17 protein-coding genes and 1 tRNA gene are annotated in these 18,261 nt (G+C 59.6%); 15 read left to right on the top strand and 3 right to left on the bottom strand.

Annotated features, from left to right (window positions below; all coding sequences use genetic code 11):
* Window positions 1-108: 108 nt before the first annotated feature.
* Complete coding sequence (locus tag L6D74_RS08680) at window positions 109-1,773, bottom strand: OFA family MFS transporter (protein ID WP_039764668.1); 1,665 nt, start codon at window positions 1,771-1,773, stop codon at window positions 109-111.
* A gap of 354 nt (window positions 1,774-2,127) precedes the next feature.
* Here L6D74_RS08680 and L6D74_RS08685 point away from each other — a divergent pair, with 354 nt between their 5' ends.
* From L6D74_RS08685 to L6D74_RS08710, 6 genes are all read left to right on the top strand, one after another.
* Window positions 2,128-4,350, top strand: a complete 2,223-nt coding sequence (locus tag L6D74_RS08685; RefSeq protein ID WP_236188736.1) for an AsmA family protein — start codon at window positions 2,128-2,130, stop codon at window positions 4,348-4,350.
* Complete coding sequence (gene mutY / locus L6D74_RS08690; protein WP_236188737.1) at window positions 4,347-5,414, top strand: A/G-specific adenine glycosylase; 1,068 nt, start codon at window positions 4,347-4,349, stop codon at window positions 5,412-5,414. The genes L6D74_RS08685 and mutY overlap by 4 nt, the downstream gene beginning before the upstream one ends.
* Complete coding sequence (locus L6D74_RS08695; protein WP_007952551.1) at window positions 5,411-5,683, top strand: oxidative damage protection protein; 273 nt, start codon at window positions 5,411-5,413, stop codon at window positions 5,681-5,683. The genes mutY and L6D74_RS08695 overlap by 4 nt, the downstream gene beginning before the upstream one ends.
* 104 nt (window positions 5,684-5,787) lie before the next feature.
* Window positions 5,788-5,863, top strand: a tRNA-Phe gene (locus L6D74_RS08700).
* A gap of 318 nt (window positions 5,864-6,181) precedes the next feature.
* On the top strand, window positions 6,182-6,787 hold the full coding sequence (locus tag L6D74_RS08705) for a hypothetical protein (RefSeq protein WP_236188740.1): 606 nt from the start codon (window positions 6,182-6,184) through the stop codon (window positions 6,785-6,787).
* Window positions 6,788-7,303: 516 nt separating this feature from the next.
* On the top strand, window positions 7,304-8,095 hold the full coding sequence (locus L6D74_RS08710; protein ID WP_085647980.1) for a TSUP family transporter: 792 nt from the start codon (window positions 7,304-7,306) through the stop codon (window positions 8,093-8,095).
* Window positions 8,096-8,129: 34 nt separating this feature from the next.
* On the opposite strand, the gene L6D74_RS08715 is transcribed toward L6D74_RS08710, so the two are convergent.
* Complete coding sequence (locus tag L6D74_RS08715) at window positions 8,130-8,579, bottom strand: carboxypeptidase regulatory-like domain-containing protein (RefSeq protein WP_236188742.1); 450 nt, start codon at window positions 8,577-8,579, stop codon at window positions 8,130-8,132.
* A gap of 260 nt (window positions 8,580-8,839) precedes the next feature.
* Here L6D74_RS08715 and L6D74_RS08720 point away from each other — a divergent pair, with 260 nt between their 5' ends.
* The 4 genes from L6D74_RS08720 (at window position 8,840) to L6D74_RS08735 (ending at window position 11,832) form a co-directional block, all read left to right on the top strand.
* Window positions 8,840-9,898 (top strand): PDDEXK nuclease domain-containing protein, encoded by a 1,059-nt coding sequence (locus L6D74_RS08720; protein WP_085647978.1) that lies wholly within the window; start codon window positions 8,840-8,842, stop codon window positions 9,896-9,898.
* Between the two features lie 69 nt (window positions 9,899-9,967).
* Window positions 9,968-10,939, top strand: a complete 972-nt coding sequence (locus L6D74_RS08725; RefSeq protein ID WP_236188743.1) for an alpha/beta hydrolase family protein — start codon at window positions 9,968-9,970, stop codon at window positions 10,937-10,939.
* A 20-nt stretch (window positions 10,940-10,959) separates the two neighbouring features.
* On the top strand, window positions 10,960-11,373 hold the full coding sequence (locus tag L6D74_RS08730; RefSeq protein WP_007952560.1) for a hypothetical protein: 414 nt from the start codon (window positions 10,960-10,962) through the stop codon (window positions 11,371-11,373).
* 6 nt (window positions 11,374-11,379) lie between these two features.
* Window positions 11,380-11,832, top strand: a complete 453-nt coding sequence (locus L6D74_RS08735; RefSeq protein ID WP_085608645.1) for a hypothetical protein — start codon at window positions 11,380-11,382, stop codon at window positions 11,830-11,832.
* A 70-nt stretch (window positions 11,833-11,902) separates the two neighbouring features.
* On the opposite strand, the gene gabP is transcribed toward L6D74_RS08735, so the two are convergent.
* On the bottom strand, window positions 11,903-13,294 hold the full coding sequence (gene gabP / locus L6D74_RS08740) for a GABA permease (protein WP_236188745.1): 1,392 nt from the start codon (window positions 13,292-13,294) through the stop codon (window positions 11,903-11,905).
* A 552-nt stretch (window positions 13,295-13,846) separates the two neighbouring features.
* On the opposite strand from gabP, the gene L6D74_RS08745 reads away from it, so the two are divergent.
* The 5 genes from L6D74_RS08745 to L6D74_RS08765 all read left to right on the top strand — a co-directional run bounded on the left by L6D74_RS08745 (window position 13,847) and on the right by L6D74_RS08765 (window position 18,056).
* A complete protein-coding gene (locus tag L6D74_RS08745; protein WP_007897462.1) occupies window positions 13,847-14,620 on the top strand; it encodes an ABC transporter ATP-binding protein in 774 nt (257 codons plus the stop codon).
* A gap of 13 nt (window positions 14,621-14,633) precedes the next feature.
* A complete protein-coding gene (locus L6D74_RS08750) occupies window positions 14,634-15,380 on the top strand; it encodes an ABC transporter substrate-binding protein (RefSeq protein ID WP_064592811.1) in 747 nt (248 codons plus the stop codon).
* Window positions 15,381-15,458: 78 nt separating this feature from the next.
* On the top strand, window positions 15,459-16,154 hold the full coding sequence (locus tag L6D74_RS08755) for an ABC transporter permease (RefSeq protein WP_236188747.1): 696 nt from the start codon (window positions 15,459-15,461) through the stop codon (window positions 16,152-16,154).
* On the top strand, window positions 16,151-16,840 hold the full coding sequence (locus tag L6D74_RS08760; RefSeq protein ID WP_039764656.1) for an ABC transporter permease: 690 nt from the start codon (window positions 16,151-16,153) through the stop codon (window positions 16,838-16,840). Before L6D74_RS08755 ends, L6D74_RS08760 begins: the two co-directional genes overlap by 4 nt.
* Complete coding sequence (locus tag L6D74_RS08765; RefSeq protein ID WP_236188749.1) at window positions 16,821-18,056, top strand: methyltransferase; 1,236 nt, start codon at window positions 16,821-16,823, stop codon at window positions 18,054-18,056. The genes L6D74_RS08760 and L6D74_RS08765 overlap by 20 nt, the downstream gene beginning before the upstream one ends.
* The last annotated feature ends 205 nt before the right edge of the window (window positions 18,057-18,261 follow it).

Consider the following 18,261-nt stretch of genomic DNA (forward strand, 5'->3'; position numbering starts at 1 on the left):
GGTCGTACATTCAACATCACTGTCGACTGTCAGACCGCTATCGCGAGCAGGCTCGCTCCCACAGGATTTGGCGCTGACCTGAAGATTTTCAGGCCAGCGCTTGGCTACTTAGTGGAACAGAACCGCCGTCTTCTGCAGGGTCACCCACACACCCCACGCCAACGGAATCCCCACCACCAGCCACGCAGCGATCGCCAACGGCTTGCTGCCCGGCGCGGCTTTCCACTCCAGCACGGTGCTGCCGTCAGCACCCTTGTCGTGGCCCAGCGCCTGTTCGGCCGCCAGTTCAGCGTCGGTCATGAAGTACTTGTCGGCCACCGGGCGCACCAGCAGGTTGCACAGGAAACCCAGCACCAGCAGGCCGGCGAGGATGTACAGGGTGATGTCGTAAGCGGCGGCGCGTTCAACGCCGATGCTCAGCTGATACTCACGCAGGTAGTTCACCAGCACCGGACCCAGCACGCCAGCGGCAGCCCAGGCCGTCAGCAGACGACCGTGGATCGCGCCGACCATTTGCGTACCGAACAGGTCGGCCAGATACGCCGGAACGGTGGCGAAACCACCGCCGTACATCGACAGGATGATGCAGAACGCCGCCACGAACAGCGCAACGTTGCCCAGGTGACCGAGGTTCGGGATCAGCGCGTACAGCGCAAAACCCAGTGCGAAGAACACGAAGTAAGTGTTCTTGCGGCCCAGGTAGTCCGAGAACGAGGCCCAGAAGAAACGGCCGCCGATGTTGAACAGGCTCAGCAGACCGGTGAAACCGGCCGCAATTGCAGCGATGGAAGCCAGTTGACCGGCGTCCAACTGACCGAACGGCAGATCGTTACCCAGCAGCTTGCCGCCGAACACTTCCTGCAACAGTGGCGAAGCCATGCCGAGGATGCCGATACCGGCGGACACGTTCAGGCACAGCACCAGCCACACCAGACGGAATTGCGGGGTTTTCCACGCCACGTTCACGTGAACGTGACGGTGGGTGATCATCGCGTTCGACGCTTTCTTCGCCGGCGCGGTCCAGCCTTCAGGCTTCCAGCCGGTTGGCGGTACGCGGTACGCCAGCGCGCCACCGATCATGAACACGAAGTAGATCGCGGCCATGGCCACGAAGCTCTGCCACACGCCGACACCGGTTGGCGAAGCGAAATGACTCATCAGAGCGGTCGCCAGTGGCGCACCGACCATCGCGCCACCGCCGAAGCCCATGATCGCCATGCCGGTCGCCATGCCGCGCTTGTCCGGGAACCACTTGATCAGGGTCGACACTGGCGAGATGTAGCCCAGGCCCAGACCGATACCGCCGATCACGCCGGAGCCGATCCACATCAGCCAGATCTGGTGGGTATAGATACCCAGCGCAGAAATCAGCAGACCGCCACACCAGCAAAGTGCCGATACAACACCGGCCTTGCGAGGACCTGCATGTTCGAGCCAGCCGCCCCAGATCGCTGCCGAGCAGCCGAGGAAGATGAAGAACAGGGTGTAGATCCAGCCGAGCATGGAGATCGGCCAGTCGCATTGCGACGAGAAGACTTGTGCGATGAAGCTCATGTCCGGTGCGCAAGCCACCGGAGCAGTGACGCCCAGCGCCTTGGACAGCGGCAACCAGAACACCGAGAAGCCGTAGGCCATGCCGATGCACAGGTGAATGGCCAGAGCGGCCGGCGGGACCAGCCAACGGTTGAAACCGGGCTTGGCGATGATGCGTTCCTTGGACAGGAACCCGGGCTGATCGGCTTTGAAGCCGTCCGCCGTAATGGTCGTGCTCATTGTGTATCCCCCAATTATTAGTATGGTTCGCCAGCCACTGCCCACCCCGGCCTTTATGCACGCAGGCATGACCGTTTTTTGCGGGTGAAGCTCCTTGAAAGCGCGACGTTAAGTCGCAGATGGGCGGACGAACGGGCGAAGGTTACCATTTGCACGTGACAGAAAAACCAAACTGATATCACCTTTTTCATGTCATCTGATCTCAGGACGCCCGGGAACCCCGATGCCGATCGTTGTCGAAGCGCTGTATATCGCGGTTCAGCAGCCTTGACGGGGCATCGCGACAGCGAGGGTTGATGCAGCGCTATACTCCCCGGCTAAATTACGAATTCGACTACTTACAAGGACTCGCCCATGAAAGCGTTCGGCAAAATCCTGGGTCTGGTACTTCTCGGGCTGTTGCTGATCATTGTGGCGGCGGGCTTCGCCCTGACCCACCTGTTTGATCCCAACGACTACAAGGACGAGATCCGCCAGATTGCCCGCGACAAGGCCCACATCGAGCTGACGCTCAATGGCGACATTGGCTGGAGCCTGTTCCCGTGGCTCGGCCTGGAACTGCACGAGGCCAGCGTCGCGACCCTGGCCAAGCCTGCCGAACCGTTCGCCGACCTGCAGATGCTCGGCCTGTCCGTGCGCGTGCTGCCGCTGCTGCGCCGCGAGGTGCAAATGAGCGACGTGCGCGTCGAAGGCCTGAACCTGCGCCTGAACCGTGACAAGAATGGTCACGGCAACTGGGAAGACATCGGCAAGGTGCCGGCTCCCGCCGGAAGCACACCGCCAGCGACCGCCGGGGAAGCCTCTCCAGCAACACCGGCCCCGGTGGAAAAACCGGCCCAGCCGATTCGCCTCGACATCGACAGCCTGACCGTCAACAACGCCCGCGTGGAGTACAACGACGAGCTGACCGGCAAGCAATTCAGCGCCGAAAGCATCCAGTTGAGCACCGGCGCTGTTCACGATTCGACCAACATCCCGGTCAAGGCCACCGCGTTCCTCGGCACCAACCAGCCAGTGCTGCGGGTGCGCACCGAGCTCAACGGCGAGCTGCGTTTCGAGCGCGCCCTGCAACGCTACAAGTTCGAAGACCTGAAGCTGTCCGGCGAAGTCGCCGGCGATCCGCTGCAAGGCAAGACCGTGACCTTCGCCGCCCAAGGGCAATTGTTGCTGGACAAAGCCGCCAACGTCGCCGAATGGACCGGCATCAAGCTTTCGGTCAACCAGCTGCGTGCCCTCGGCGAGCTGAAGGCCAATGACCTGGACAAGACGCCACAGATCAGCGGCGGAATTTCCATCGCCCAGTTCGACCTGGCGAAATTCGTCGACAGCATCGGCCAGACTTTGCCGGCCATGGCTGAAGGCAGCTTGAGCAAGGTTGAACTGGTCAGCCGTGTCGCCGCGACGCCGACCAGCTTGGCGCTGGACAACATCAACCTGAAACTCGACGACAGCAGCTTCAGCGGCCGTATCGCCGTCGAAGATTTCGCCAAGCAATCGCTGCGGGCGGTCCTCAAGGCCGACACCTTCAACGTCGACCGTTACCTGCCGCCGAAATCGGAAAAAGCCAACACCGCTACCCAGGTCCGTCAGGCCGAAGTCGCCAGCACCGAAGCCGATGCGATGGCCGGGGCCGGCAGCACCCCGCTGCCGGAAAAACCGAGCAAAAGCGCCTGGAGCACCGAGCGCCTGTTCCCTGTCGAGCGCCTGAGCAAGCTCGACGTCAACGCCGACCTGACCTTCGGCCAGCTGACCCTCGACAAGTTACCGATCCAGAACGCCGCACTGAAAGCCACCGGCCAGGGCGGCCTGCTGACCCTGGAGAACCTGCGCGGCGAGCTGTACAACGGCGACTTCGAAGCCAAGGGCACGCTGGATGTGCGCCAGACCGCGCCGGTGCTGAACCTGCAAACCCGGATCAACCGGGTGCCGGTGGAGAAAATCCTCGAAAGCCAGGGCAAGAATCCTCCGGTCAAAGGTCTGGTCAATCTCACCAGCACGGTCACCGGCAGCGGCAACAGCCAGCAGGCGCTGATCGAAACCCTCAACGGCAACGCCAGTTTCGTGATCAACAACGGCGTGCTGCTCAACGCCAACCTTGAGCAGCAACTGTGCAAAGGCATCGCCACCCTCAACCGTAAATCCCTGAGCGGCGAACCGCGCGGCAAGGACACACCGTTCCAGGAGCTCAAGGGCAACCTCACGTTCCGCAACGGGGTGGCCAGCAACCCGGACCTGAAAGTGCGCATCCCCGGCATGAGCGTCAACGGTGACGGCGATATCGACCTCAAGGTGCTGGGCATGGACTATCGCGTCGGCATCGTCGTCGAAGGCGATACCAGTGCCATGCCGGACCCGGCCTGTCAGGTCGGCGACAAATTCGTCGGCATCGAATGGCCGCTGCGTTGCCGTGGCCCGCTGGAGCTGGGCGCCAAGGCCTGCCGCGTGGACAACGAACGCATGGGCCAGGTCGCGACCAAACTGGCCGGCGACAAGATCAGCGAAAAAATCGACGAAAAACTGGGCGACAAAGTCAGCCCGGAACTGAAAAACGCATTGAAGGGGCTGTTCAAGCGATGAGAGCGGAGCAGTTTTCCACGGCGGTGCTGGAATGGTTCGACCGCCACGGCCGCCATGATTTGCCCTGGCAACAGAACATCAACCCGTACCGGGTGTGGGTGTCCGAGATCATGTTGCAGCAGACCCAGGTCAGCACCGTGCTCAATTACTTCGACCGCTTCATGGCCGCCCTGCCGACGGTCGAAGCCCTGGCCGAAGCGCCGGAAGACGAAGTGCTGCACCTGTGGACCGGGCTCGGTTACTACACCCGCGCGCGCAATCTGCAGAAGACCGCGAAGATCGTCGTCAGCCAGTACGGCGGCGAGTTTCCCCGGGATGTCGAGAAACTCACCGAGCTGCCGGGCATCGGCCTGTCCACCGCCGGCGCGATCGCCAGCATCAGCATGGGCCTGCGCGCGCCGATCCTCGACGGCAACGTCAAACGGGTGCTGGCGCGTTTTACCGCGCAGGAGGGTTACCCCGGCGAGCCGAAGGTCGCCAAGCAACTGTGGGCCAACGCCGAGCGCTTCACGCCGCAGGATCGGGTCAACGCCTACACCCAGGCGATGATGGACCTGGGCGCCACGCTCTGCACCCGCAGCAAACCGAGCTGCCTGCTGTGTCCGCTGAAAAACGGCTGCGAAGCGCACATGCTCGGCCTGGAGACGCGCTACCCGATCCCCAAGCCGCGCAAGGCCATCCCGCAGAAACGCACGTTGATGCCGCTGCTGGCCAACGAGGACGGCGCGATTCTGCTTTATCGGCGCCCGTCCAGCGGATTGTGGGGTGGTTTGTGGAGTCTGCCGGAACTCGACGACCTCGACGATCTGCAACACCTCGCCGCGCAGCACTCACTGGAACTGGGCGAGCAGCAGGCACTGCCGAGCCTTGTCCACACCTTCAGCCACTTCCAGCTGTCCATAGAACCCTGGCTGGTTCAGGTGCAAGAGGCCGGCGGTCACGTGGCCGAGGCCGACTGGCTCTGGTATAACCTCGCCACCCCGCCGCGCCTGGGCCTCGCCGCCCCGGTCAAGACCTTGCTCGAACGCGCGGCCACCGTCTTGAATGCAGGAGAGTCGACATGACCCGCACCGTAATGTGCCGCAAGTACAAAGAACAACTCGAAGGTCTGGAGCGCCCACCGTACCCGGGCGCCAAGGGCCAGGATATTTTCGAACACGTCTCGGCCAAGGCCTGGGCCGACTGGCAGAAACACCAGACCCTGCTGATCAACGAAAAACGCCTGAACATGATGAACGCCGAAGACCGCAAATTTCTTCAGGGCGAAATGGACAAGTACTTCTCCGGCGAGGAATACGCTCAGGCCGAAGGCTACGTTCCGCCCGCAGAGTAAACCCCGCGAAATCGGGGGTCGGATCGTAAGCGACGGAATTAATTTAAGAAATTTTAAAAAAGTGTTTGACGTAAATCCGAAAAACCCTTTTAATGCGCCCCGTTGCCCAGATAGCTCAGTCGGTAGAGCAGGGGATTGAAAATCCCCGTGTCGGCGGTTCGATTCCGTCTCTGGGCACCAAATACCGAAAACCCTGAATCGCAAGATTCAGGGTTTTTTTATGCCTGCGATTTGATGAACTGCAGTTCTATAGCGCTGTGCACACTGCCAATCTCCTGCTGATTCCCTCTCAACACATCACGATATCTCTCGCGCCCTGAAGGGATGCAGCCTGAATCCCACAGGCATGGGTGATCGATAAATCTCAAAATCCTTCAAATAGACCGGAACGCTCCGTAAGCCTCAGCGGAAATGGCCGACATACATTCATCCCAGGATTGAGCAGAATCGCGCCCTGAGTTGCTAGCCAAAAACAGATACACGACAGGGACGTATTCGATGATCGACGCCATCAAGCCCAACACCGCAATCGCTGAGCCTTGCATCGGACGAGAAACAAGAATTTTCAACTTTGAAAGGCAGCAATCGAACCTGCTTCAGAAATTCACGATGGAATTGGCCAATATTGGCGGACCACAGGCGCCAGGAGCCTGCCTCATCGCCTCTTCGGCAGCTACTAAGTTGAGATCTTCATTTTCCGAGCATCAATGCGCACTTCTTGATGCGTACTCTGACTGTCTGCACTCCGTACTGATCTTCGAAGGCCTACAAAAGATTGCTGACTTAGGCCCGCCTGATGAACTGCCCGATCTCGCGTCCATGGAAAGTCGCCACGACGTGCTCTGCCTTGCTGCACGCAACCAGATACTGTTGAAACTGGTTGACAACACTGCGTTCGCCTATGACATGGATAACGATGGAAAACTGGTTCGACTGGTAGCCAACTTCAAGGGTGGCGGGCTTACAACAATTGAGGGTGAGCCCGAATACAAAGAACTGAGCTCACACTCCGGCCTTGCACTTGGGCCGCACACCGAGGCGCCATGGCCATTCGCCTTCGCCGTCCTCACTCATACTTTCCGCCCTATGGAACCCTTCCCGTGAACCCACACGCATCATTCCACTTCCTCCCGTCTTAGAAAGGATCGGCATAACCAATTGCCTTGCGCTGACCACAAACAACTTTCAGTTCACCCGTAGCGACTCGTTTGTCAGGGGCAAAGGAGAGGACGGGAGTAACGTCTCGATCCTTGAGTTTGACGACCGAGCAGGTTTCGCAGCGCGATTCAATTCTTATCGTTTCTCGACAAGTAGTAACGTCTCGCCAACCGTAAAAAAGGCGTACTCCGCTCTATGCCAAGCGGTGAGTGAGTCGACTACGACAGATTATGCGCTCACTCAAGAGTCGGCCATGGTCATCAACAACGCCCGAGCGTTGCACTGTCGAGACATCATCAAAGACAACAGACGAGTGCTGGTGCGCATTTTCGGACTTTCCAAATTTGCCTCTCCAATTGTCATTTCAGAGGATCCATTACTGCTACAGGGATGATCTCCATACAAACAGACCGCTGAGCATCTCGCGATCCAACAATAAATAAATCATGAAAAGGGGAAGCAATGTCCTGGGACATAATCGGCACGTTGGCGCTTGTTGCTTTTTGCGCTGGATTCTTTGATGCGATTGCCGGCGGCGGCGGTTTGATTACGTTGCCTGCCCTGTTTCTGGCCGGTGTCGACCCGATCAGCGCAATTGCCACAAACAAGTTCCAGGCCGCCTCAGCCACTATTTCGGCAACCGTCACCTTTGCTCGCAAAGGAATGATTGAGTGGCGCGAAGGACGCTTTCTGGTTATCTGCGCGTTTCTGGGTGGAGCCAGCGGTGCTCTGCTGATCAGCTCCATCGACAAGCATTATCTGGAAGTGTGCGTGCCCATCATGCTTATTCTGGTGGCGATTTACTTTGCACTCTCGCCGAAATTGGCCAATGAGGATCGACGCAAGAGAATCGGCATTCTGCTGTTCTCCTTCACTGTTGCGCCGATCCTGGGCTTCTACGACGGCATCTTTGGTCCCGGCGTAGGCTCGTTCTTTATCGTCGGTTTCGTTCTGCTCTGCGGACTTGGAATGATGCGGGCAATGAGCTTCACCAAACTGGCCAACGCCTCCTGCAATCTAGGTTCGTTGTCAGTCTTCATCACCAAAGGCGTGATCATCTGGCCGATCGCGATTGCCATGGCTCTGGCGGCCTTCCTTGGCGCACAACTGGGTGCAAAAGCCGCCGTCCGGGTCGGCCCGCGCTTGATCAAGCCCATGTTGATCGTGGTCTGCTGCGCACTGGCGATCAAACTTCTGAGCGATGAGACCAATCCACTGCGAGTCGCAGTCATTCACACCTTGGCAGCCTTGTGAGTACCCGCGCCTTGTTCCACGACTACATCCATCGCTATCCAGCGTCAATCCAGTGGAACACCAGATTGCGCGCAACACTGCCGCCAATTTCCGCCGCATCCCGGCGGGTTTCACCATTGCGGGTCGCGACGACCGTGTATTTGCCGGGCGGTAACTGCACGTAGACCAATGGCCCGGTCTGATTCAGCGTCAGCACGGTCTGGCCGGGGGCTTTCTGAATCATCACGTCGACATCGGCGGTGTATTCGTTTTGCGTACCGACAGCGAAGGTCATGTGCAGGTTGTAGCCCGCGGATTGCTGAATGGCTTTCGACTCATCTTCACCAATCCCGCCGGCCAGATAACGAACACCGTTTTGCTCTTGCTGCTGAACCTGCACAGCGGAATTGTTGATCGGCTCCAGACTCGCAGCCTGCGCCATGAGCGGAAACAGCAATATCGCCGCAGCGGCGACGGGCAGCACGAATGAAAGAACGCGTTTCATGAGGACGACTCCCGGGTTCTCGCGGAACCCAATCGTTACCTCTTTTTAGATTTTGTCTTGCGGGGTGGGTTTTAGAACGATTGGGAGTTGCGGTTGATACGAAAAGGACTACACGCCGTACTCCTCGTTCGCAGACTTCGTCAGCCTGATCTCGCAAAACCCGCCCACTGTTCCTTCAGTGGCATCAGATGCGGCCGGCATCCCCAGGCCAAGGCAATTGGCATGCTCTTGCTTCTGTTCCCCCTGAGCCGGAAGACTTGATGAGCCAACTAAAACCTGCTGACACGCAAGATCCAAAAATTGATTCGCTGCTGGGCAACCTGGGCGAGCTGATACGAGAGGCGCGGCAGAAAGTGCTGCGAACGGTCGACACGATTCAGGTCCAGACCTGCTGGCAGATCGGGCGACACATTGTCGAGTTCGAGCAACAGGGTGCCCGGCGCGCGGGGTATGGAAAACAGCTTCTGGCTACGCTGGCAAAGGAACTGACTGCGGACTTTGGGAAAGGCTTCGACGTTACCAATCTTCGAAAAATGCGGCAGTTTTATCAGCTCTTTCCAATTCGAGACGCACTGCGTCTCGAATTGAGCTGGACCCATTACCGCAGGATATTGCAGGTCGAAAGCGAACCGGCCCGGCAGTGGTACATGAACGAAGCCGCTGCACAAAACTGGTCAAGCCGCGCCCTTGATCGCCAGATCAACACGCTCTACTACGAACGCCTGTTGCTGAGCCGAGACAAAACCGACGTCTATGCAGAGGCCGCGACCAACATTGCCGCGATGAAAAGCAATCCCCGGGAATTCATCCGCGACCCCGTCCTTCTGGAGTTTCTCGGCCTGCCATCACCGGGCAAACTTCAGGAATCCGAACTGGAACAGGCCTTGATCGACCAGCTCCAGGGATTTCTCCTTGAGCTGGGCAAAGGCTTCGCTTTTGTCGGTCGCCAGCAACGCATCAGCGCTGGCGACGATGACTTTTACATCGACCTCGTGTTCTATAACTACCTGCTCAAATGCTTCGTCATCCTCGATTTGAAGCGCGGCAAACTCAGCGCCCGCGACGTGGGCCAGATGGATATGTACATCCGCATGTACGACGACCTCAAACGCAGCGAGGGCGACGGGCCAACGGTGGGGATCATCCTCTGCGCACAGCAAAATGAATCGGTTGCGCGCTACACGATCCTCAAGGGCAATGAACAACTGTTCGCCAGCAGCTACAAACTGGTGCTGCCGAGCGAAGAGGAGTTACGCGCGGAGTTGAACCGTGAACACACGCGGCTGGAAGAGCGCTTGAGCGAACAGACGGCTGATTGACCGTCGACGGATTGTTCACCGAGCTGGCTGGGACTATCGTTGGCAGCTACTCCGCGAAGGTCGAGAGCCATGGGTTTTCAAGAGACGCACGCACTGGAAGATCCCCAAAACAGAACCGCGCTCGCCAGCGATGTTCAGGACGCACCCTTCCACGAGCCCGCCGCCGACGGCTATCTGCTCGGCGGTTTCACCTGGCGTCACGCCTCACCGGATCCACAACGCCCGGTTGTGATCATCAACGCCGCCACATCCGTGCGTTGCCGCCACTACTCGCGTTTCGCGGCGTATCTGTTCGCCAATGGGGTCGACGTGATCATTTACGACTACCGAGGCATTGGCGAATCGCGGCCGAAGTCGATGAGGCATTTGCAGGCTTCGTGGACGGATTGGGGCGCGCTGGATTTCGAGGCGATGCTCAAACGCGCACAGCGGGAGTTTCCCGGTCAGCCGATCGATGTGGTCGGGCACAGCTTCGGCGGCTGCGCAGCAGGCCTGGGGGCGTCCGGACAGGTAATCCGACGACTGGTGACGGTTGGCGCGCAGTTCGCTTACTGGCGCGATTACGCGCCCGAGCACCGCTGGCGGATGTTCGGCAAATGGCATCTGCTGATGCCGCTGGTCACGCTGTTCTGTGGATATTTTCCGGGCAAGCGACTTGGCTGGCTGGAAGACACGCCCGCCGGCGTAGTGCGCGACTGGAGCACACCTGCCGCACGTTATGAGCGGCGTCCGAGCGGTAGAACGATGCGCAACCTGCCCTTCGCCAACGTCCGGGCCAAAGCCCTGGCAATCAGCATCAGCGACGATTCCTACGGCACGATTCCCGCCATCGAACGCCTGCTGGCTTACTTCCACAATGCGCAAATGACCCACCTGCGAATCGAACCGCAAGACATCGGTGAACAGCAAGTCGGACATTTCGCCTTTTTTCGCAGCGCATACCAAGCCACACTATGGCCCATCGCTCTGACCTGGCTGCAGACCGGCGAACTGGCCTCCGACACACCGGGGCGCGAAATCCCACGCAGCCAAGCCCTTTAACGCACCACGGAACACACACCATGGCTTCCGCCAACAAACAGCAAAAACGCGCCGCCCGGGCCAAGACCAAGGCCAAGCAGAACCGCACCAAACGTGCCGAGGCGCCGGTCGAGCTGGACCCGAACGACGACCGCATCGATTTCGAATCGGTGGACCTGACCGAACTGTTCAAGAAAATGATCGACGCCGAGAAGATCAGCCAGCAGGCCCTGTGCACCGCGTTCCTCGAAGACCCGCTGCTGGAGCTGGTGTACGAGCAGGAAGGCGAAGAAGGCGCGATGGATTTCATCCTCGCCGCGCTGATCGAGTACCGCCAGTGGTCCACCGAGACCGACGAGGCCGGCGCTCTGGCGTGGATCGAATCGCCGGATTTCCAGAAAGACTATGTGGCCGCGTCCGACGCAATCGCCGCACAAACCCAACAGAAAAACTGAGTTCCCATGGCATCCCTGAACAAGCAACAGAAACGCGCCAAACGCGCCAAGGCCAAAGCCAAGCAGATCCGCATGGTCGGTCGCAAACCCCTGGCGCAGGACGATGACCTCGGCCACCTGGCCGAGCCGATCCCGGAATACACCTTGGCGATGTTCAGCAAGATGCGCGACGCCGAAGCCGTCAGCCGCAACGAAATGCTGCTGACGCTGCTGCGTGAGCTGGCGTTCATCATCGTCGATCACCCTGAACTGCTGGACATGGAAAACGCCGAGAACGAAGGCATGGCCGCCACTCACCTGGCCGCCGACATGTTGATCGACTACCGCATGTGGGCCGATGGCATGGATCGCGAAACCGCCCAGGCCTGGCTGAGCGAGCCGGAGTTCATCAGCGATTTCGGGATTGCGCTGGACACCTATGGTCAGTCGGTGGAAGCGCAGGAAGAGAAGAGCGAATAAACCGCTCGCAGTAACAAAAACGGCCGCTTGTCATCACTGACAGCGGCCGTTTTGCGTTACACGTTGCGGATCAGTTCAGCACTGCGGCGCCACGCTTTTCCAGATTGCGGCGGCGAGCCACCAGCAGACCGGCCGCGACCACCAGCAGACTGAGCAGGCCGGTCGCGAGGATTTCCACGCGATGGGCATCCTGGAACAGCATGATGGTCAGGGCCGCCACGATGAACACGATCACCGCGTAGGTCAGGCCCGGGAACAGCCACATGCTGAAGACGATTTTCTCGCCGCGAGCAATGCGTTGTTTACGCATGCGCAGTTGCGAAATCGCGATCACCAGGTACACCAGCAGCGCGATCGCGCCGGAGCTGGCCAGCAGGAACTCGAACACCGCCGCCGGGGCTACGTAGTTGGCGAAGGTGCACAGGAACGCCGCGCCAGTGGACAGCATTACCGCCCAGTAAGGGGTGCCGCTTTTGTTGGTGCGGGTCGCCATGGCCGGGGCATCGCCGCGCTTGCCGAGGGAGAACAGCATGCGCGAAGAGGTGTACAGCGCCGAGTTCAGGCAACTGGTTACAGCGACCAGAACCACGATGTCGACGATCATCTTGGCGTTCGGGATGCCCATGCGCTCAAGTACGGTCTGGTAGGAACCGACGCTGGCCAGAACCGGGTCGTTCCATGGCACCAGGGCCACAACGATGAAGATCGAAACGAGGTAGAACAGGCCGATTCGCCAGATCACCGAGTTGGTGGCCTTGGAGATCTGCTTGCCCGGGTTCTTCGATTCCGCGGCCGCAATGGTCACGATCTCGGTACCCATGAAGGAGAACATGGTGGTCAGAATCGCGCCCAGCACTGCGCCCATGCCGTTCGGCAGGAAGCCCTGGGTGTCGAAGATGTGCGACACGCCGCTGACCTGGCTGTTCGGCAGGAAGCCGAAAATGGCCGCGATGCCGAGAATGATGAAACCAATGATCGCCACGACTTTGAGCAGGGCGAACCAGAATTCAAACTCACCGTAGTTTTTCACGCTGAACAGGTTGGTCACCGTCAGCAGCATGGTGATGATCAGCGCGAACGCCCAGATATCCACACCCGGGAACCACGCATGCAGGATGGTTGCGGCGGCGTTGGCTTCCAGCGGAATCACCAAAACCCAGAACCACCAGTACAGCCAGCCGATGGTGAAACCGGCCCAATGGCCAATGGCGCGGTCGGCGTAAGTCGAGAACGAGCCAGTGTCAGGCGAGGCAACCGCCATTTCGCCGAGCATGCGCATCACCAGCACAACCAGCGCGCCAGCAGCGGCGTAAGCCAGCAGAACAGCGGGACCGGCAGCGGCGATGGCGTGGCCGGAGCCGACGAACAGACCTGCACCGATCACCCCGGCGATCGACAGCATGGTCACATGACGCGGTTTGAGCCCCTGTTCGAGGCCATTGGAGCTTTGGGTACTGCTCATTGGAACTACCTTTGCGAGGAAAGCGATTGCGTCCGGCCCGTCTGGCGTTCCTTCTCGTAAAAAGAATCCAACGGGGCGTTCCGGATTCTGCACGCAATAAATGCGCCAAAATGTTTCAAACTCTTCTGCTCTGCGGTTTTCCGCGCGACCGGACAGTCATCGCAAGTCCTTGAGAATAATGGCCTTTCGCCAAAGCGTTACCCTGCGACTCACTTTCCAAACGAACGAGCGCACCAGAAACACACTGAAAAAGTGCGGGATGCACAATAAAAGGGCGAATGAGGAACGATCGGCCGGATAGCGCTTCCAACACCCCGCCAAAGGTGGCAACATCGCGCCTTTTTTTACGCGACACCCACGGGAATCCACGTTCAAACACCCGTTCGGTTGTTGATGGGGCGACAGTCTGCTGCGCCGATGCGACAACCTGCCACACGCCATCCGTTTACCGCTCGTAGCGCTGTTGGCTGCCATTGAAACGCTATGCTAGCTTGGCCGCCTCGCCAGGAAGGCCAACCAACAGCAGGAGCGCAACATATATGAGGAACGCACATGGCTGAGGCCACGCCCGCGCTTGAAATCCGCAACTTGCACAAACGCTACGGACAGCTTGAGGTGCTCAAAGGCATCTCGCTGACCGCCCGCGACGGCGATGTGATCTCGATCCTGGGTTCCTCCGGTTCCGGCAAGTCCACGTTCCTGCGTTGCATCAACCTGTTGGAAAACCCGCATCAGGGCCAGATCCTGGTGGCCGGGGAAGAACTCAAGCTCAAGGCCGCCAAGAATGGCGAACTGGTTGCCGCCGACGGCAAGCAGATCAACCGCCTGCGCTCCGAAATTGGTTTTGTGTTTCAAAACTTTAATCTGTGGCCGCACATGAGCGTGCTCGACAACATCATCGAAGCCCCGCGCCGCGTGCTCGGCCAGAGCAAGGCCGAAGCCATCGAAGTCGCCGAAGCGCTGCTGGCCAAGGTCGGCATCGCCGACAAGCGCCACGCCTATCCGGCGCAACTGTCCGGCGGCCAGCAACAGCGCGCGGCGATTGCCCGCACGCTGGCGATGCAGCCCAAGGTGATCCTGTTCGACGAGCCCACCTCCGCCCTTGACCCGGAAATGGTCCAGGAAGTACTTAATGTCATCCGCGCATTGGCCGAAGAAGGCCGCACCATGTTGCTCGTGACCCACGAGATGGGCTTTGCCCGTCAGGTTTCCAGCGAAGTGGTGTTCCTCCACCAGGGCCTGGTAGAAGAGCAAGGATCGCCACAGCAGGTGTTCGAAAACCCGCTTTCGGCGCGCTGCAAACAATTCATGTCCAGCAACCGCTAACGGAGCTACCCGCATGCAGAACTACAAAAAGGTCTTCCTGGCCGCCGCCGTCACCCTCGCGTTCAGCGCCGGTGCCATGGCCGAGACCCTGAAGATGGGCATCGAAGCGGCTTACCCGCCGTTCAACAACAAAGACGCCAGCGGTAACGTCGTCGGCTTCGACAAAGACATCGGCGACGCCCTGTGCGCCAAGATGAAAGTTGAATGCTCCGTCGTCACTTCGGACTGGGACGGCATCATCCCGGCCCTGAACGCCAAGAAGTTCGACTTCCTGATCTCCTCGATGTCCATCACCGACGAGCGCAAGCAAGCGGTGGACTTCACCGACCCGTACTACTCCAACAAGCTGCAATTCATCGCGCCGAAGGATAAAGAGTTCAAGACCGACAAGGACTCCCTGAAAGGCAAAGTGATCGGCGCCCAGCGCGCGACCCTCGCCGGCACCTTCATGGAAGACAACATGCCGGGCGTCGAAGTGAAACTCTACGACACCCAGGAAAACGCCTACCTCGACCTGACCTCCGGTCGTCTGGACGGCATCCTCGCCGACAAATACGTCAACTACGAGTGGCTGAAAAGCGACGCCGGCAAAGCCTATGAATTCAAGGGCGATCCGGTGGAAGAAAGCGACAAGATCGGTATCGCTGTACGTAAAGGCGACCCGATCCGCGAGAAGCTGAACGCTGCGCTGAAGGAAATCGTTGCCGACGGCACCTACAAGAAAATCAACGACAAGTACTTCCCGTTCAGCATCTACTGATCCTGACCTGCCGGATCGGCGCCGTCACATGACGGTGCCGATCCCCGGCCTTGCCTGCCGCGATTTGAAAAGAAATCCATGATTATCGACCTCTACGGATTCGGCCCGGCGCTCTTCGCCGGCGCGCTGATGACCGTCAAACTGGCACTTTCGGCCCTGTGCCTGGGGCTGGTACTCGGTCTGCTCGGCGCCTTGGCCAAGACTTCCCCGTACAAGCCTTTGCAATGGCTTGGCGGAACCTATTCGACCCTGGTGCGCGGCATCCCGGAATTGCTCTGGGTGCTATTGATCTACTTCGGTACGGTCAACGCCATGCGCGCGCTCGGTGAGTTTTTCGGCAATCCCGGACTGGAACTCAGCGCCTTCGCCGCCGGCGTCATTGCGCTGGGCCTGTGCTTCGGCGCCTACGCCACGGAAGTGTTTCGCGGCGCGATCCTCGCCATTCCCAAAGGCCACCGCGAGGCTGGCGTGGCCCTGGGCCTGTCGAAATGGCGGATCTTCACCAAACTGATCATGCCGCAGATGTGGCGCATCGCCCTGCCCGGCCTGGGCAACCTGTTCATGATCCTGATGAAAGACACCGCGCTGGTGTCGGTCATTGGCCTGGAAGAAATCATGCGTCACGCGCAGATCGGCGTGACCGTGTCCAAGCAGCCATTCACCTTCTATATGGTGGCGGCGCTCATGTACCTGTGCCTGACCGTGCTGGCGATGATCGGCATGCACCTGCTGGAGAAACGCGCCGCACGCGGCTTCGCGAGGAGCGCTCAATGAATTGGGAAGTCATCATCAAGTGGCTGCCGAAACTGGCCCAGGGCGCAACGCTGACCCTGGAACTGGTGGCCATCGCCGTGATCGCCGGTTTGCTGCTGGCGATTCCGCTGGGCATCGCCCGTTCTTCGAAGCTGTGGTACGTGCGCGCTGTGCCCTACGCCTACATCTTCTTTTTCCGTGGCACGCCGTTGCTGGTTCAGCTGTTCCTGGTCTACTACGGCCTGGCGCAGTTCGACGCGGTGCGTAACAGCTCGATGTGGCCGTACCTGCGCGATCCATTCTGGTGCGCCACTGCGACCATGACCCTGCACACCGCGGCGTACATCGCCGAGATCCTGCGCGGGGCGATCCAGGCGATTCCGCCGGGCGAGATCGAAGCGGCGCGGGCGCTGGGCATGTCCCGGCCGAAAGCGTTGTTCTACATCATCCTGCCGCGTGCCGCGCGCATCGGCCTGCCGGCCTACAGCAACGAAGTGATCCTGATGCTCAAGGCCAGCGCCCTGGCCAGCACCGTGACCCTGCTGGAACTGACCGGCATGGCGCGCACGATCATTGCCCGCACCTACCTGCCGGTGGAGATTTTCTTCGCCGCTGGCGTGTTCTATCTGGTGATGGCCTACGTGCTGGTTCGCGGCTTCAAACTGCTGGAACGCTGGCTGCGCGTCGATGCGTGCCAGGGACGCTGATTCTTCCGACGTGCTGACGGGCGAGGCCCTACTCGCCCGCTTCACGGCACTGGATACATTTCTCACAACGCATCAGGCGCTGTGGAAACCCCGCCCGTTCACTCATCTGCAACTGCCATGGGAAGCGTCCTACCCTGAATTGTCCTCGTGGCTACGCGGGCGGTCGCTGGAAGATGCGGAAAACGCCCACAACCAACCTGCCGAACTCTTGGATGCGCCGGAGCCGTTTGCTTCACTGGCTGCGTTGTCGCTTGAACTGAGTTCGGTCGGTGAGCTGCCTGCACATTCGCTGCAAGCCGCCGGGCATCGTTTGAATGTCGATGTGCCGGGGCGCAAATGGCAGCAGATCGAGGCCTTTGCCAGCCGCTTGTCGTTTGCCGCGCAACCGAAGCACTGGCTGGATTGGTGTTCGGGCAAAGGCCATTTGGGCCGGCGCCTGCTCGGCACTGGCCAGCAACTCACCTGTCTGGAATACGACTCGGCGTTGGTCGCCAGCGGCCAGGCACTGAGTCAGCGTCATCACCTGCATGCGCTGCATGTCGAGCAGGATGTGCTCGCGGCGAACACCGCGTCATTGCTGCACGCCGAGCACACGCCTGTCGCCCTGCATGCTTGTGGCGATCTGCATGTACGCCTGATGCAATTGGCCTCCGCCGCTGGCTGTCGACAACTGGCAATTGCACCGTGCTGTTACAACCGGATCAGTCGCACTGAATATCAGGCGTTGTCCTCCGCAGTTTCATGCTCCGCCCTACAGCTCTCGCTGGAAGATCTGTCCCTGCCGATGAGCGAAACCGTCACCGCCGGTGCCCGCGTCCGACGTCAGCGTGACACCTCCATGGCCCGCCGACTGGCTTTCGATCTGTTGCAACGGCAAGTGCGTGACGTCGACGAATACTTGCCGACGCCGTCCCTGCCGAGCGCCTGGCTGGACAAACCGTTCGCTGATTACTGCCGCGATCTGGCAGCGTTGAAAGAGTTATCCACAGTTGGCGCGCCAGATTGGGTAGCACTGGAAGCCGCCGGTTGGCAGCGGTTAGCCGAAGTTCGCAACCTGGAACTGCTGCGTGGAATGTTCCGACGGCCGCTGGAGCTTTGGCTGAATCTGGATCGGGCACTTTTCCTCACCGAACAGGGATACGTCGTACGTCTCGGCACCTTCTGCGAAGCGCCGCTCACACCGCGCAATTTCCTGTTGCTGGCAGAGCGCGTTTAATCTTTCACAGCCTGTGGATAACTCTGTTGATGGATTTATCGTGGATCCAATATCCACGGCTGTTTCAGGCCATTAACAGCACTGGTCATTTTTTGTTCACATAAATAAAAAACCGGCAAAACAGGGATTTGCGATTCAAATGAGAACCCGTCCACAAAATCCCCTCTAAGCCCGTCCTCTTCAAAGCCTGTTGTGCATAAGCCCT

It is taken from the genome of Pseudomonas pharyngis, assembly GCF_021602345.1.
Lineage (GTDB): Bacteria > Pseudomonadota > Gammaproteobacteria > Pseudomonadales > Pseudomonadaceae > Aquipseudomonas > Aquipseudomonas pharyngis.